At 35.5% G+C, this 15,282-nt stretch carries 17 protein-coding genes; 9 read left to right on the top strand and 8 right to left on the bottom strand.

What is annotated here, in order from left to right; genetic code table 11:
• Nucleotides 1-34 precede the first annotated feature (34 nt).
• From rplL to pgk, 6 genes are all read right to left on the bottom strand, one after another.
• The gene (gene rplL / locus J3U18_RS10585; protein ID WP_065561815.1) at nt 35-403 is read right to left on the bottom strand and encodes a 50S ribosomal protein L7/L12; all 369 of its coding nucleotides are present in this window, start codon (nt 401-403) and stop codon (nt 35-37) included.
• A gap of 58 nt (nt 404-461) precedes the next feature.
• Complete coding sequence (rplJ, locus tag J3U18_RS10590) at nt 462-959, bottom strand: 50S ribosomal protein L10 (RefSeq protein ID WP_065561814.1); 498 nt, start codon at nt 957-959, stop codon at nt 462-464.
• 223 nt (nt 960-1,182) lie between these two features.
• On the bottom strand, nt 1,183-1,884 hold the full coding sequence (rplA, locus tag J3U18_RS10595; protein ID WP_065561813.1) for a 50S ribosomal protein L1: 702 nt from the start codon (nt 1,882-1,884) through the stop codon (nt 1,183-1,185).
• 3 nt (nt 1,885-1,887) lie between these two features.
• Complete coding sequence (gene rplK / locus J3U18_RS10600; RefSeq protein ID WP_034884321.1) at nt 1,888-2,316, bottom strand: 50S ribosomal protein L11; 429 nt, start codon at nt 2,314-2,316, stop codon at nt 1,888-1,890.
• 169 nt (nt 2,317-2,485) lie between these two features.
• Nucleotides 2,486-3,565 (bottom strand): class II fructose-bisphosphate aldolase, encoded by a 1,080-nt coding sequence (gene fbaA / locus J3U18_RS10605; RefSeq protein WP_065561812.1) that lies wholly within the window; start codon nt 3,563-3,565, stop codon nt 2,486-2,488.
• 73 nt (nt 3,566-3,638) lie between these two features.
• The gene (gene pgk, locus J3U18_RS10610; protein WP_267354012.1) at nt 3,639-4,802 is read right to left on the bottom strand and encodes a phosphoglycerate kinase; all 1,164 of its coding nucleotides are present in this window, start codon (nt 4,800-4,802) and stop codon (nt 3,639-3,641) included.
• 229 nt (nt 4,803-5,031) lie between these two features.
• Between pgk and rpsT the strand changes: the two genes are divergently transcribed.
• From rpsT to dtd, 4 genes are all read left to right on the top strand, one after another.
• A complete protein-coding gene (gene rpsT / locus J3U18_RS10615; RefSeq protein ID WP_025316521.1) occupies nt 5,032-5,295 on the top strand; it encodes a 30S ribosomal protein S20 in 264 nt (87 codons plus the stop codon).
• 117 nt (nt 5,296-5,412) lie between these two features.
• Nucleotides 5,413-5,997 (top strand): SPOR domain-containing protein, encoded by a 585-nt coding sequence (locus J3U18_RS10620; RefSeq protein WP_065735209.1) that lies wholly within the window; start codon nt 5,413-5,415, stop codon nt 5,995-5,997.
• 12 nt (nt 5,998-6,009) lie between these two features.
• Complete coding sequence (locus tag J3U18_RS10625; protein WP_267354014.1) at nt 6,010-6,843, top strand: virulence factor BrkB family protein; 834 nt, start codon at nt 6,010-6,012, stop codon at nt 6,841-6,843.
• 17 nt (nt 6,844-6,860) lie between these two features.
• Nucleotides 6,861-7,295: a D-aminoacyl-tRNA deacylase gene (gene dtd / locus J3U18_RS10630; protein ID WP_065561808.1), complete on the top strand. Its 435-nt coding sequence runs from the start codon at nt 6,861-6,863 to the stop codon at nt 7,293-7,295.
• Nucleotides 7,296-7,298: 3 nt separating this feature from the next.
• Here the strand turns inward: dtd and J3U18_RS10635 are convergent, their stop codons facing one another.
• Entirely contained in the window at nt 7,299-8,666 is a 1,368-nt protein-coding gene (locus J3U18_RS10635; protein WP_267354016.1) for a histidine-type phosphatase, read from the bottom strand.
• A gap of 185 nt (nt 8,667-8,851) precedes the next feature.
• Between J3U18_RS10635 and dauA the strand changes: the two genes are divergently transcribed.
• On the top strand, nt 8,852-10,525 hold the full coding sequence (dauA, locus tag J3U18_RS10640) for a C4-dicarboxylic acid transporter DauA (RefSeq protein WP_065735213.1): 1,674 nt from the start codon (nt 8,852-8,854) through the stop codon (nt 10,523-10,525).
• A 176-nt stretch (nt 10,526-10,701) separates the two neighbouring features.
• Nucleotides 10,702-11,253, top strand: a complete 552-nt coding sequence (locus J3U18_RS10645; RefSeq protein ID WP_065561805.1) for an HdeD family acid-resistance protein — start codon at nt 10,702-10,704, stop codon at nt 11,251-11,253.
• Nucleotides 11,254-11,334: 81 nt separating this feature from the next.
• Here J3U18_RS10645 and rsgA read toward each other — a convergent pair whose 3' ends face one another.
• A complete protein-coding gene (rsgA, locus tag J3U18_RS10650) occupies nt 11,335-12,360 on the bottom strand; it encodes a small ribosomal subunit biogenesis GTPase RsgA (protein ID WP_267354018.1) in 1,026 nt (341 codons plus the stop codon).
• 81 nt (nt 12,361-12,441) lie between these two features.
• Between rsgA and orn the strand changes: the two genes are divergently transcribed.
• Genes orn through hemH form a run of 3 tightly spaced genes read left to right on the top strand, consistent with a single transcriptional unit; the run spans nt 12,442 to nt 15,247 of the window.
• Nucleotides 12,442-12,996 (top strand): oligoribonuclease, encoded by a 555-nt coding sequence (gene orn / locus J3U18_RS10655; protein WP_416380417.1) that lies wholly within the window; start codon nt 12,442-12,444, stop codon nt 12,994-12,996.
• Nucleotides 12,997-12,998: 2 nt separating this feature from the next.
• Nucleotides 12,999-14,276 carry a lipid IV(A) 3-deoxy-D-manno-octulosonic acid transferase gene (gene waaA / locus J3U18_RS10660; protein ID WP_267354020.1) on the top strand — a complete coding sequence of 426 codons (1,278 nt, stop codon included), beginning with the start codon at nt 12,999-13,001 and terminating at the stop codon, nt 14,274-14,276.
• On the top strand, nt 14,273-15,247 hold the full coding sequence (hemH, locus tag J3U18_RS10665) for a ferrochelatase (RefSeq protein WP_267354021.1): 975 nt from the start codon (nt 14,273-14,275) through the stop codon (nt 15,245-15,247). The genes waaA and hemH overlap by 4 nt, the downstream gene beginning before the upstream one ends.
• Nucleotides 15,248-15,282: the final 35 nt, after the last annotated feature.

Here is a 15,282-nt window from a genome sequence, read left to right on the forward strand (position 1 = left end):
AAACCCCCAGCCGTTTAGCTTGCTATTGATAAACTTACTTAAGTTCGACAACTGCACCAGATTCTTCAAGTGCCTTTTTAAGTTCATCTGCGTCAGCTTTGCTAACACCTTCTTTAACTGTTGCTGGAGCTGATTCAACAAGGTCTTTTGCTTCTTTTAAGCCTAATCCTGTTGCACCACGAACTGCTTTGATAACAGCTACTTTGTTAGCGCCAACATCTTTTAAGATTACATCAAATTCAGATTTTTCTTCAGCTGATTCAGCTGGACCAGCTGCTGCAACTGCTACAGCTGCTGCTGCAGAAACGCCAAATTTTTCTTCCATCATTGATACAAGTTCAACAACATCCATTACAGACATTTCTGCAACTGCATCTAAAATTTGTTCTTTAGTGATAGACATAATATAGTTTCCCAAATTTACATTTTTTTAATTAATAAAATTCACAATCACAGAGCTATTAAGCAGCTTGTTTTTGATCGCGAACCGCTGCAAGAGTACGAACCAATTTGCCAGCTGCGGCTTCTTTCATGGTTGACATCAAGCGAGCTAATGCTTCTTCATAAGTAGGTAATGTTGCTAAGCGATCAATGTTCGCTGCAGTAATTAACTCACCTTCAAAGGCTGCGGCTTTAATCTCAAAATTATCATTTTCTTTTGCAAACGCTTTAAAAATACGCGCAGCAGCACCTGGGTGCTCATTTGAAAATGCAATTAGAGTTGGACCAACAAACGAATCTTTTAAGCACTCGTATTGAGTTCCCTCAACAACACGGCGTAATAAGGTGTTACGAACAACACGCATATAAACACCAGCTTCACGAGCAGATTTACGTAATGCAGTCATGTTTTCTACAGTTACGCCACGAGAGTCAGCTACAACTGCAGATAGCGCACCTTTGGCGATTTCATTAACTTCAGCAACAATTTCTTGTTTATTTTGAAGATTTAGTGCCATTGGTATTGCTCCTGGATTAAACTAGGCAAAGCCTAGAATTATTTAAACTAACTACAAATGTAGTTAGCACAATCACGATGAGCAGAATGCCTGTATTATATCTTATCAGGTTCTGTCACCGTCTACGTAGGAAGATTAAGTAATTAAATATCAATTACACCTACGGTCTTGGACGGGGTCTGGTTAAGGCCAGACACCAACCGATTCTTTGTTTAACAATTAATTAAACAGATGCATTTAAAGTTGCTTGGTCGATAGCAACACCAGCGCCCATTGTAGTAGAAAGACTAACTTTCTTCACAAATACACCTTTTGAAGATGCTGGTTTTGCACGTTTTAATGCAACAAGTAATGCTTCTAAATTCTCTTTAAGCTTATCTGCATCGAAATCAGCTTTACCGATAGTAGTATGGATAATACCATTTTTATCATTACGGTAACGGATTTGACCAGCTTTAGCGTTTTTCACTGCTTCAGCAACGTTAGGAGTTACAGTACCAACTTTAGGGTTTGGCATTAAACCACGTGGCCCTAAAATTTGACCTAATTGACCAACAACACGCATTGCGTCTGGAGATGCAATAACAACATCAAAGTCCATTTCGCCTTTTTTGATTTGATCCGCTAGATCATCCATACCAACTAATTCAGCACCAGCTTCTTTAGCGGCATCAGCGTTTGCTCCTTGAGTAAATACAGCAACACGTACACTACGTCCAGTACCGTGAGGAAGAACGATAGCACCACGCACATTTTGATCTGATTTACGTGAATCAATACCTAAATTAACTGCAACATCAACGCTTTCAGTAAATTTAGCAGTAGCAAATTCTTTTAATAAAGCGATTGCTTCATTGATTTCATATTGTTTAGTCGCGTTTACTTTTTCGCGGATAAGTTTAGCTTTCTTAGATAATTTAGCCATGAATTAACCCTCCACTTCCAAGCCCATTGAACGAGCAGTACCTTCAATAGAACGCATCATCGTTTCAATAGTTGCACCATTCATATCAGCAGCTTTTAATTCAGCGATTTCACGAATTTGAGCGCTTGTTACTTTACCTACTTTTTTCTTATTAGGCTCACCAGAACCAGACTTGATTTTAGCTGCTTTCTTTAATAATACAGCCGCAGGAGGAGTCTTAGTTACAAAAGTAAATGAACGGTCAGAATATACTGTAATAACAACAGGAATAGGTAGACCTTTTTCCATGCTTTCTGTTTTAGCGTTAAATGCTTTACAGAATTCCATGATGTTAACACCATGTTGACCAAGTGCTGGACCAACTGGTGGACTAGGATTTGCTGCACCAGCTGCAACTTGCAACTTGATGTAGGCTTGTACTTTTTTTGCCATTTTAGTTTCCTTTTTCTCGGGTGCAAACGCTTCTATTAATCAATAGACAGCTCCCCTAAGTTAAATGAGGGCGAAATTATCCTACAACTAATACAAAAATGCAAGACTTTTTATTAGCGGATAAAATAAAAGCAGGAATAGCCCTGCTTTTATATAATAATGAATGATATTAAAGTACGTCGATCGCATTAAGTTCTTTAAATGCAAGTTCTAAACGAGCAACTAAAGATTCTTGACCTTTACGTAACCATACGCGTGGATCATAATATTTTTTATTTGGAGCATCAACGCCTTCAGGGTTACCTAATTGACCTTGAAGATAAGCTTCATTTGCTTTGTAATATTCTAAAACACCAGCCCAGTTTGCCCATTGCGTATCAGTATCGATGTTCATTTTAACAACACCGTAACTTACTGCTTCTGCAATTTCTTCAGGAGTAGAGCCAGAACCACCATGGAACACAAAGTTCAATGATTTAGCTGGTAAATTGAATTTCTCAGATACATATTTTTGAGAGTTATCTAAAATTTTTGGCGTTAATTTAACATTACCTGGTTTATAAACACCATGAACGTTACCGAATGAAGCTGCGATAGTGAAACGTGGGCTAATTGCACTTAAACGCTCATAAGCATAAGCAACATCTTCAGGTTGAGTATAAAGTGCTGAACTATCCATATGGCTATTGTCAACACCATCTTCTTCACCACCAGTACAACCAAGCTCTAATTCTAATGTCATTTTCATTGCTGACATACGAGCAAGATATTGACAACAAATATCAATATTATCTTTTAAAGATTCTTCTGAAAGATCGATCATGTGAGAAGAGAATAGAGGTTTACCCGTTTTAGCAAAGTGAGCTTCACCTGCGTCAAGTAATCCATCAACCCATGGAAGAAGTTTTTTAGCACAGTGGTCGGTATGAACGATAACTGGCACACCATATTTTTCAGCCATAAGGTGAACATGTTTAGCGCCAGAAATTGCACCTAAAACAGCAGTTTCTTGCCCATCTAATTTCAATCCTTTACCTGCGATGAATTGAGCACCACCATTAGAGAATTGAACGATAACAGCAGAACCAACTTTAGCCGCAGTTTCGATTACTGCATTAATTGTATTAGTGTCAACACAGTTAACAGCTGGTAATGCAAAATTATTTTCACGAGCAACTTGAAACACTTTTTGAACATCATCACCGGTTACAACACCAGGTTTAACGACATCAGAAATCTTTGTAGCCATTTTAATACCTATAGATTTATTTATATAAAAATTAAAGGATGAGTGATTGGCTCATCCTTCATATAGAAAATTATTACGCTTTTGCTCTCTCTTCTAGCATTGCAACAGCAGGAAGTTTTTTACCTTCTACAAACTCTAGGAAGGCACCACCACCAGTTGAAATATAAGAGATTTTATCTTCAATACCAAATAAATCAATTGCAGCTAATGTATCACCACCACCTGCGATTGAGAAACCTTGGCTGTCAGCAATTGCTTTAGCAACAATCTCGGTACCACGACGGAAATTAGGGAACTCAAATACGCCAACAGGGCCATTCCATAATATAGTTTTGGCTTTTTTGATAATGTCTGCTAATGCTTCAGCTGATTTATCACCTAAATCAAGAATTTGTTCATTCTCTTTTACATCAGCAACTGATTTTTCAGTAGCTATCGCAGTTTCACTAAACTCTGTTGCTACACGAACATCAGTAGGAACTGGAATATGACAATTAGCCATTAATTTTTTTGCTTCAGGAATTAAATCAGCTTCATAAAGTGATTTACCCACATTATAGCCTTCAGCTGCGATGAATGTATTTGCGATACCACCACCAACAATAATTTGGTCAGCGATTTTTGATAAAGAATCAAGAACAGTCAATTTTGTTGATACTTTAGAACCAGCAACAATCGCAACCATTGGACGAGCTGGATTATCTAACGCTTTACCTAAAGCATCAAGTTCAGCTGCTAATAATGGACCGGCACAAGCAACTGGCGCAAATTTACCAGCTCCATGAGTTGAAGCTTGAGCACGGTGAGCAGTACCAAATGCATCCATTACATAGATATCACAAAGTGCTGCATATTTTTTAGATAAAGTTTCATCATCTTTACCTTCGCCTACATTAAAACGTACGTTTTCAAGAACAACTAGTTCGCCTTCCTTAACGTCAACACCGTTAAGATAATCTTTTACTAGACGAACAGGGAAAGAAACATGTTCTTTTAAATAATCAACCACTGGTTGTAGAGAGAACTCAGGGTTATATTCGCCTTCAGTTGGACGGCCAATATGAGAAGTAACCATTACTTTAGCGCCTTTTTTAATGGCTTCTTCAATAGTCGGTAATGATGCTTTAATTCGAGCATCAGAAGTAACCTTACCATTTTTGACCGGCACATTAAGATCTGAGCGAATAAATAAACGTTTCCCTTTTAGATCAAGATCTTGCATTCTAATGATAGACATGAGACTTCCTCTTTTAAATATAAAAACAATAAAATTTTTGCTATTCTAACATAAAATTTCTTTTTAGGTTACATCCATTATCGGTTATATAGTAAACATTTAGTAGAAATTAGTTATTTATACTATATAGGAAATTTTTTTATGTAACAGCATTGACAATAGAAAGAAAATCAGGCATATTTCCCCGCCTTATTAATATGTATTTTTTATCTAAACTTGGGAGTTGACTTTGGCTAATATCAAATCAGCTAAGAAGCGTGCGGTTCAGTCCGAAAAACGCCGTAAACATAATGCTAGTAACCGTTCAATGATGCGTACTTATATTAAAAAAGTTTACGCAGCTGTAGCAGCTGGTGATAAACAAACAGCTGAAGTAGCATTCAAAGACATGCAAGCAGTTGTTGACCGTCAAGCGGCTCGTGGTCTAATCCACAAAAACAAAGCAGCACGTCATAAAGCGAATTTAATTAAACAGATTAAAGCATTAGCTTAATTTTCTAATCTGTTGACAATAGAGTTAAAGAAAATTAAAAAAAAGTGGTGTAAGCCACTTTTTTTATTTATATACTATTATTTAAATTTATGTGAATAAAAGAAAAGAGAGCGTATTGTGGTTCAGCGTGATTATGTAAGAAAAAAGAGCCAATCAAAAGGAAAAGCTAAAAAAAATAAGTCACGATTATTCCCATCTTTAATGATATTCCTTGCAATCATCATTATTATTTTGTTTTCTTCTATTCTATATTATCTTTCAACCAATTCTTCTGAAAAACCAGTTGAAAAACCAAAAGTCAAAACTGAATCTCCAGCAATAACCCTGCCGGAAAAACCACAAGAACGCTGGACTTACCTTAAAGAATTGGAAACACCAAATGCTAGTAGCAACTCAAATAAAATGGCAAGTGAACGGCAACAAATATTAGATAGCTTTATGAATAACACCACGACCACATCGACTATATCATCAAGTAATGATAATAATAAATGGTTACTACAATGTGGTGCTTTTAAAGATAAAACAAATGCAGATACATTAAAAGCATCTTTGGCAATGACCGGTATTAGTGGTAACATATCTTTAAGTCAGCAGTTATATCGAGTTACCGTTGGGCCTTATACAAATAAAGGTGATGTGCAAAAAGCATTAAACACTTTAAAAACGAATGGAATTAATAACTGTATTATTTCTAATTAAATAAGATATATTATGAATATACTTAAGCATATACAGACCTTTTTGGTAATGTTATGGTCTCGTATAAATCATGATCGTTTAACCTCATCCTCGGCAGAACTAGCTTATACGACAATACTTGCATTAGTCCCATTAATAACTGTTGTGTTTTCTTTACTTTCTGCGTTTCCTATGTTTAATGAAGTTAGCCAATCATTAAAACAGCTCATTTATAGCAATCTTGTCCCTACTGCAAGTGACACCATTCAAAATTACCTAGAACAATTTATTGCCAATACAAAAAAAATGACATTTATTGGAATTATCGGTTTAATAATAACATCATTACTACTTATTAACTCTATTAATAATGCACTAAACCGTATCTGGCAAACCAAACGCAAACGCTCATTCATGTATAATTTAACCATGTATTGGACAATTTTAACATTAGGTCCTATTTTAGTTGGTTCAAGTGTTGCAGTAAGTTCTTATATATTTTCCCTAAAATGGTTATCGAATGCAGCTAGTGGTGATCTCCTACTAAGTACTTTACCATTTATCATATCGGTTGTTGGCTTTTGGTTGCTTTACAGCATTATTCCAACCGAATCAATTCCATTTAAAGAAGCAGCAGTTGGTGCGTTAGTTGCAGCAATATTATTCGAAATTGGTAAACGTGCTTTTGCGCTGTATGTTACTTCTTTTCCGACTTATCAACTTATTTATGGGGTAGTTTCCTCAATTCCCATTATGTTAGTTTGGATCTACTGCTCATGGTGTATTGTTTTGTTTGGCGCCGAATTTGCAGCAACACTCGCTGACTATAATAAACAACAAAAAGCGCTATTAAAGCCCCAATCTTAACTGGAATAATATAAATTATGATTGCCTTAATCCAACGTGTAAAACAAGCATCGGTTTCTGTTGATAATCAAATTATTGGTCAAATCGATCAGGGATTACTTGTTTTACTCGGTGTTGAACAAGATGACAACGAGCAAAAAGCAATACGCTTGAGTGAAAAAGTACTCGGCTATCGTATTTTCAGTGATATTAATGACAAAATGAATCTCAATGTTCAGCAAATAAATGGAAAATTGTTGGTTGTTTCTCAATTCACCCTGGCCGCTGATACTCAAAAAGGTATGCGCCCAAGTTTCACAAAAGGTGCTCCACCCGATAAAGCTAATGAACTTTATCAATTTTTTGTTAGACAATGTCAGCAACAAATTGAGACACAAACTGGACAATTTGCCGCTGACATGCAGGTTTCTCTTATTAACGATGGACCCGTAACTTTTTGGCTACAAGTTTAAAAATTATTTTACTTTATTTAGCCATTCTAAAGATGCGTTATTATCAGTAAAACCTAGTTTACTCAGCTTATTTTTATAAAACTGTTTTACCTCGTCCCAACGGTAGTACGGATAATTATCGGTTTTCAATGGTAAATGCACTTCTCTTTCATTTAACATCACTTTGATTAAAATGGGTTGATGGGGTTGATTGCTTTGGTAAAAAATCCATTGAATATTAGCGCCCATAGGAATAATTTTTTCTGCTTGCCAAACGAATGGATAATCCGCGACTGAGTTAACAGCAGTATAAGTGCCTTCAAGTTCAAGCAATGTTGCTAATGGCGAAATAGTTTCAGCATGAGCAAACCGTAAATTAGCATCAATATTTTTATCAGTTATTGCCTTATCAGCTGTTTTTAACATATCCAACAATAATGGCGCAGCAATTTTAATCTGGATACCATTCGCATCAAACGCTGGACCAATTTGTAAAAAATTTTTAGAAGTGACTACCGTGTCAAACCATGATAACTGATTTTTAGTGAAATAAAGGCTAAAATCAAGATGGTTATCAGCTAAAATTTCAGGAGAAAATGATAATAACTCCTGGTAAAGTTGATAAACTGCAATGACAAAATCTGCTGTTTTAATTGAAGATTTTTCAGGTAAAGAAATCCCATTATTCAACTCATTACAAAAGCCTTGAGTAAATATCAAACTTGCAACATTTTGACTCATCTCTACTGTTTTAGTCGAATTTTCTAGCGATTTTAAGGCATTTTTAACACTTTTACTCTTTTTATATTCTTTATAAGTCGGAGAATATTCAAAAAAACGTAATAGAGTTTGTTGATCTTCTGGTTGTTGATAAATATTGATATCAGAATAGTTATTTTTAAATGTTTTAATAAAAATTTCTGCTGTTTCTTTAGCTCTTGGTGAGGTTGATGATATCACTTCGATTTTTTGTCCTTTAAAAACCGTTGGGTTATTGGCTAACATGCGTTGACTAATTAAACTAATATCTTTTCGACCAAGATCAGTAAGCTGACCATAATGATTTTTATTCAATGCTTTAATACGAATAATTTGCCTTAATAATGATTTTCCCATTTCGGTTAATTGATTATTTTTATCAGCTAAAATTAATACGTTATAAGCAATATCTTCATATTTAGGTTTACTAATATAACGTGAACCATGCCGACCAATATGATCAATATAAAATGCTTGATATCCATCTGGTGCAGGAGTCTGTTGTTTATCATACTGATACGCGGTCTTTGAACCTGATGTTATCATTTCTGCAAAACTTAATGGTGAAAACATCAGTAAACTGATGACTAAGATTAAAAATTGGATAAAAAAAGATTGTTTTATAAAAGACATAATGACTCCTACCTAATAATATAAGAGCAAAATAACAAGAGCGTGCTTTTAAAGCATTTTATACCATTAATCACATAATTTAACTGAAAATCATACAATTATTTTTAGAATACTCTTTCAATTTTTTAAAAAAAGATTATCTTATTAGCTACTTTTTATAACTCATTTAACTGCTTTAAAACATAATGAAATTATATGGCCTTTCTGGTATTAAAATAAGCTGTGCGTTTATATCTGCATGCATAAATACTCCTTACAACACAACTCGTTTTCTTAAAGATTTAATTGCCGGAATAACGGTTGGCATTATTGCTATCCCGCTTGCTATGGCTTTAGCTATTGCAAGTGGTGTTGCCCCTCAACATGGCCTCTATACCGCAATTATAGCAGGCTTCGTGATAGCTCTCACTGGAGGATCACGTTTTAGTGTTTCCGGCCCAACTGCGGCGTTTGTGGTCATTCTATATCCTGTTTCCATACAATTTGGCTTATCAGGTCTATTAATTGCCACTCTACTTTCAGGCATTTTTTTAATATTGATGGGTGTAATTCGTTTAGGTCGATTAATCGAATACATTCCTCTACCAGTGGTGCTAGGTTTTACTTCTGGTATTGCAATAACCATCGCCACCATGCAGATAAAAGATTTTTTTGGCTTAACGCTAGAACACATGCCAGAAAATTATGTTAATAAAGTTATTGAACTAGTTAAAGCTTTTCCAACCATTAATATCGCAGATACCTTTGTTGGCTTAGTTACACTGATTGTTTTAATCATGTGGCCAAAATTTCGAGTAAAAATATCTGGCCATTTACCGGCTTTAATTGCTGGCATACTAACCATGTTAGTATTCAATCAATTTGGCTATCAAATCGAAACAATCGGTTCACGATTCACTTATACATTAGCCGATAACACTGTTGGTCATGGTATTCCGCCTGTTTTACCAGAATTTATCTTACCATGGGAACATGCAAGTTTCACATGGGATTGGTCAACAATAACCGCTTTAATTCCAATCTCATTAACGATGGCTATGTTATGTGCGATTGAATCACTACTATGCGCAGTTGTATTAGATGAAATGACCCATACCAAACATCATTCAAATAGCGAACTGATTGGCCAAGGTTTAGGAAATATCATTGCGCCATTTTTTGGTGGCATTTCAGCAACAGCGGCTATTGCGCGTTCAGCGGCAAATGTCAAAGCGGGCGCAACATCGCCAATTGCCGCCGTATTGCATTCATTAATCGTATTATTGGCACTTATCTGTTTTGCCCCACTTTTATCATTTATTCCATTATCAGCTATGGCAGCATTATTATTAATTGTTGCATGGAATATGAGTGCCATTCAACGCGTTATCTACATTATTAAATGCGCACCTAAAGACGATATCATGATCATGCTTATTTGCATGTCCCTTACCGTATTATTCGACATGGTAATCGCTATTACGCTTGGAATTGTATTAGCCTCAATCTTGTTTATGCGTCGTATTGCTAGTATGACTCGTTTGGTCGAATTGAACCAAAGCAATGAAAAGACGTTAGTGCTAAGAATTAATGGTCCATTATTCTTTGCGGCTGCTGAACGGACTTTTTTAGAGTTATACCAAAAAATCAATGGTTATCAACATATTGTTTTACAATGGGATGCGGTACCTATCCTAGATGCAGGAGGCTTAAATGCACTTATCCATTTTATTGATGAATTACCAGAGTCAGTTGATCTATCTATTTGCGAATTGCAATTCCAACCATTAAAAACCTTAGCTCGGGCGAGAATTGTACCTGTATCAAATAAATTAATGTTTTATTCAACTTTAGATGAAGCACTGAAAGATAAAATTTAATATCAAAATTGATTTTATTATATTGATTAAATATTATACTTAGTGAAAGTAAATCGTCCGAGTTTTCACTAAGTATTTTTTATCAGCTATGTACACTTCCCTTTTTCATATGAGTCAAGATTAACTCAGAAAGATGGTGTTCATTTAATACATTACATTAACAACAGGAAATAAATATGATAGCTAATGAAAACACTATTCAAAGTTTTAAACAAAAATCAAATTGGTTTATTATTATTGGTATAGTTTTAATTATTCTCGGTTGCTTGGCATTAGGGTATCAATTCATAGCCACCGTTTTTTCTGTTTATTTTATCGGTTCACTCCTTTTTATCGCAGGGATTATCCAAGTAATCCACTCTTTTAACATCAAAGGATTTGGCCAAACTGCTTTATGGGCAATCATGGGGATTTTATATATCTTCATTGGCGCTATGTCGTTTTTCCAACCGATCGCGGTCTCAAGCGCATTAACATTATTAATTTCTTTATTATTGACGATTAGTGGATTTACTCAAATTTTTGCTGCAATGAGCAACCGCAACATACCTCGTTGGGGATGGGTCGTCTTTTCTGGGGTGATTAACATCATTTTAGGACTTATGTTAATGGCAGGCTGGCCATATGATAGCGTTTGGGTATTAGGAATGTTTTTAGGTATAGATTTAGTTTTCCAAGGCTTTGCTTATATTGCAATTGGTTTTGCACTAAAAAATCATAGATCTTAAATTTCATTTTATTGCTCACAAGTCATGTTGTGAGCAATAAGCCTCAACAGTTCAAAAATAAAACCTTCTAACCAAAAGCAATTATTTATAACTTTTATTGGTTTTCGCTTTGACTTCGCGCATTGACTGTAATATTCGATGATAATTATCTAACCTTGATGGTGCAATCGCGACTTGTGCAACAGCTTTCTGGAGTAAACATCCAGGTGTATCTAAGTGATTACAATCACGAAATTGGCAACCTCCTAAATAATCATCAAATTCAACAAAACCAGCAATAACTTGCTCTGGCTCTAAATGCCATAAACCAAACTCACGAATTCCTGGTGAATCAATGATATCCCCGCCATTAGGTAAATGATAAAGCCGAGTTGAAGTTGTGGTATGTTGGCCAAGCCCAGATATTTCAGATACTTCACCAGTTAGCGTAGCTTGGTTGTGAGGCAATAGTAAATTGATGATACTGGATTTACCGACACCTGATTGACCAACTAAAATAGAAATTTTACCATCTAAAACCTTCTGTAAAGGTTCAATACCTTGTTGTGACTGACATGAAACAAATAAAACCTGATAACCAATTTTAGTGTAAATAAGAAACTGTTGCTCAATTTCTTGTTTTTTTTGCTCATCAAGTAAATCAATTTTATTCAATACGATAATAGGTTTAATTTTCGTCGCCTCACAAGCGACTAAATACCGATCGATGATATTAAACGATAATTCAGGTAAAACGGCTGAAATAATAACAATTTGATCGACATTTGCTGCAACAGGCTTAACTCCATCATAAAAATCAGGCCGTACTAACTCGGAATGACGAGGATGAACTGCTTCAATAATACCATTAGTATTCGGTTCCAAACTCTCACGCCACAATACTTTATCTCCCGTCACTAATGACGGTAAAGTACGGCGAATACTACATCGATAAATAATCCCAGCATTATCTTCAACATCCGCTGATTTGCCAAACCTACTTACCACCACCCCATCACGAGGCGCAGAGAAATTTGATAGATTTTCATCCATCTTAGTTTCTAAACGTTGTTGATGCTTAGCGGCCATACGCCTTTTTTGATTTTTTGAAAGTTGATTTTTTGCCACGGTTGCTAATTTTTTTGGTCAAACAGTTTAGTACTTATGCTACACTACTCAGCATTAAAAAGAAAATTTATACCACAAATTATGACTACTCTATCAAATAATCTGATATGGATTGATCTGGAGATGACAGGCCTCAATCCAAATAGCGATCGCATTATCGAAATCGCAACTATTGTAACTGATTCTAATTTAAATATTCTCGCTGAAGGTCCAGTCATTGCCATTCATCAAACAGATGAACAACTTGCGCTTATGGATGATTGGAATCAAAAAACGCATGGCAAGTCAGGATTAATCGATCGTGTTCGTCAAAGTACGGTTTCAGAACAACAAGCTGAACAACAAACTCTTGCGTTTTTAAAACAATGGGTTCCCGAAAACTGTTCACCAATCTGTGGTAATACGATTGGTCAAGACCGACGTTTTCTGTTTAATTATATGCCAAATCTAGAAAAATATTTTCATTACCGTTATTTAGATGTCAGTACGATTAAAGAATTAGCCAGACGCTGGAAACCTGAAATATTAAAAGGTATCAGTAAACAGAGTTCTCACCAAGCGTTAGATGATATTCGCGACTCAATCGCCGAATTACTTTATTACCGAGAACACTTTTTCAATCTAACTAATGAGTAATCATGAATATTTTATATACGATTTTACTTTATTTAATCCAACCGCTTGTCTGGTTTAGACTGCTTTGGCGCAGTCGCAAAGCACCAGATTATCGTAAGCGTTGGTTAGAACGCTATGGATTTTGTAAAAATAAAGTCAAATCAGGTGGAATTTTAGTTCACGCGGTATCTGTCGGCGAAACACTCGCAGCAATTCCATTGATAAAAACACTTCAAAAACAATATCCGCAGTTACCAATTACCGTTACAACAATGACACCTACTGGCTCTAAACAAGTTAAGACGCTACTCAAAGATAGCGTTAGCCATGTCTATTTACCTTATGATTTGCCCTGTGCAATACATCGTTTTCTAAAAGCAGTTAAACCTAAATTAGTCATAATCATGGAAACCGAGCTTTGGCCAAACTTAATTAGCCAATGCCATAACCAAAAAATCCCATTAATTATTGCTAATGCGCGATTATCTGAACGTTCAGCCAATAGGTATCACAAATTAGGAAAAGCGATTAGTAAACTATTAACTAAAATCAGCACTGTCGCCGCTCAAAACGAACAAGATGGAGAGCGATTTTTATCGTTAGGTTTGCCAAAAGAGCATTTAACCGTAACCGGTAGTATTAAATTTGATATTGAACTAACTGATAAACAAAGTCTTGCGCAATTAAAACAGCAATGGCAATTACATCGACCAGTTCTTATAGCCGCGAGCACACATTCAGGTGAAGATGAAATCATTTTATCAGCATTTCAACGACTACTAAAAAATCACTCTAACTTATTACTTATCTTAGTTCCGCGTCATCCAGAACGTTTTAAAACTGTTGAAGAACTAATTTCCGACAATAAGTTAAATTATATCAAACGAAGCACGAAGCAAATCCCAACTGAGCAGACGCAAGTGATTTTGGGCGACACCATGGGAGAACTATTAGAACTTTATGGTTTAGCTAATATCGCTTTTGTTGGCGGTAGCTTAATTGAACATGGTGGTCACAATCCATTAGAACCGGCACTACACCATATTCCAATTATTAGCGGTAAATACTTTTTTAACTTTAAAGTGATTTGTGAACAGTTAATTGAAGCTAATGGTATGTTGATATGTGACAGCACAGCTGATTCACTCTATTCAACTGTAAACAGCTTATTGAATGACGACAATCGTTGTCAGCAAATGGGCGAAAACGCATATCAAGTATTAAAAAGAAACCAAGGAGCACTAAATCGCCTACTTAAGGTTATCCATCACTATCTTGAACCATATAAGGATAACCGATGAAAAACAAACAGGGAGTATTAATTGTTAATTTAGGTACGCCAAGTGCTGCAACGCCAGAGGCAATTCGCTCTTACTTAACAGAGTTTTTACTCGATCGTCATGTTGTCGATCTTCCTGCTTTTATTTGCTATCCAATACTAAAATACCTAGTATTACCTAGACGCGTTCCCTACATCATTAACCATTATCAAAAAATATGGATAAATGAGGAATCACCATTACTCCATTACAGTAAACGCTTGATGAATCAATTACAACAAGCATTACCGGATATACAATGCGAATTAGCCATGACCTATGGTGAACCGAGCTTACAATCCGCACTAAATAATTTAAAATCATGTGATGAAGTAACACTATTACCGTTATTTCCACAATATTCTACAACTACAACTCAGGCGGTATTAGATAAAGTTAAGCAACTTACTCGTGATTTTGCGTTCAAGATTAACTATATTCGTGATTATGCAGATGATGAAAGTTATATCGATGCGCTCTATTCACAAGTGCAACAAGCTTTTTCAACGCAAGGACAACCTGATGTATTGCTTCTTTCCTATCATGGCATACCTCAACGCTATATTGATAAACGGCAAGATGACTATGTGCAAAGATGCCAGTTAACAACCCAGTTATTGATAAAAAAATGCCAAGATAATGGAATCGACTTACCAATCAAAATGGCTTATCAATCAAAATTTGGTAAAGGGAAATGGGTTGAACCAAACACCAGCGATATATTAGAAAACCTAGCTAAAACCGAGACTGAACATGTTCATGTTATCTGCCCTGGTTTTTCGGCGGATTGCATTGAAACACTTTATGAAATTGATGAGCAAAACCGAGAAATATTTTTAAATGCGGGCGGTAAACAGTTTTATTACATTCCAGCCTTAAACGATACGCTATTACAGGTGGAATTAATCAAAAATATACTTCAAAAACCCCGTTCCTCAACTTTTTTTGATTAATTAAAACTTATTTTAACGATAACTCGCTATCCCAA

It is taken from the genome of Gilliamella sp. B3482 (genome assembly GCF_026536805.1).
GTDB classification, from domain to species: domain Bacteria; phylum Pseudomonadota; class Gammaproteobacteria; order Enterobacterales; family Orbaceae; genus Gilliamella; species Gilliamella apicola_E.

Bases quoted from the DNA above. Each gene is read 5' to 3' on its own strand.
- fbaA (WP_065561812.1), bottom strand. From the start codon at position 3,565: ATGGCTACAAAGATTTCTGATGTCGTTAAACCTGGTGTTGTAACCGGT.
- rplA (WP_065561813.1), bottom strand. From the start codon at position 1,884: ATGGCTAAATTATCTAAGAAAGCTAAACTTATCCGCGAAAAAGTAAAC.
- dtd (WP_065561808.1), top strand. From the start codon at position 6,861: ATGATTGCCTTAATCCAACGTGTAAAACAAGCATCGGTTTCTGTTGAT.
- J3U18_RS10625 (WP_267354014.1), top strand. From the start codon at position 6,010: ATGAATATACTTAAGCATATACAGACCTTTTTGGTAATGTTATGGTCT.
- orn (WP_416380417.1), top strand. From the start codon at position 12,442: ATGACTACTCTATCAAATAATCTGATATGGATTGATCTGGAGATGACA.
- dauA (WP_065735213.1), top strand. From the start codon at position 8,852: ATGAAATTATATGGCCTTTCTGGTATTAAAATAAGCTGTGCGTTTATA.
- rplJ (WP_065561814.1), bottom strand. From the start codon at position 959: ATGGCACTAAATCTTCAAAATAAACAAGAAATTGTTGCTGAAGTTAAT.
- J3U18_RS10635 (WP_267354016.1), bottom strand. From the start codon at position 8,666: ATGTCTTTTATAAAACAATCTTTTTTTATCCAATTTTTAATCTTAGTC.
- rplL (WP_065561815.1), bottom strand. From the start codon at position 403: ATGTCTATCACTAAAGAACAAATTTTAGATGCAGTTGCAGAAATGTCT.
- waaA (WP_267354020.1), top strand. From the start codon at position 12,999: ATGAATATTTTATATACGATTTTACTTTATTTAATCCAACCGCTTGTC.
- hemH (WP_267354021.1), top strand. From the start codon at position 14,273: ATGAAAAACAAACAGGGAGTATTAATTGTTAATTTAGGTACGCCAAGT.
- rplK (WP_034884321.1), bottom strand. From the start codon at position 2,316: ATGGCAAAAAAAGTACAAGCCTACATCAAGTTGCAAGTTGCAGCTGGT.
- pgk (WP_267354012.1), bottom strand. From the start codon at position 4,802: ATGTCTATCATTAGAATGCAAGATCTTGATCTAAAAGGGAAACGTTTA.
- J3U18_RS10645 (WP_065561805.1), top strand. From the start codon at position 10,702: ATGATAGCTAATGAAAACACTATTCAAAGTTTTAAACAAAAATCAAAT.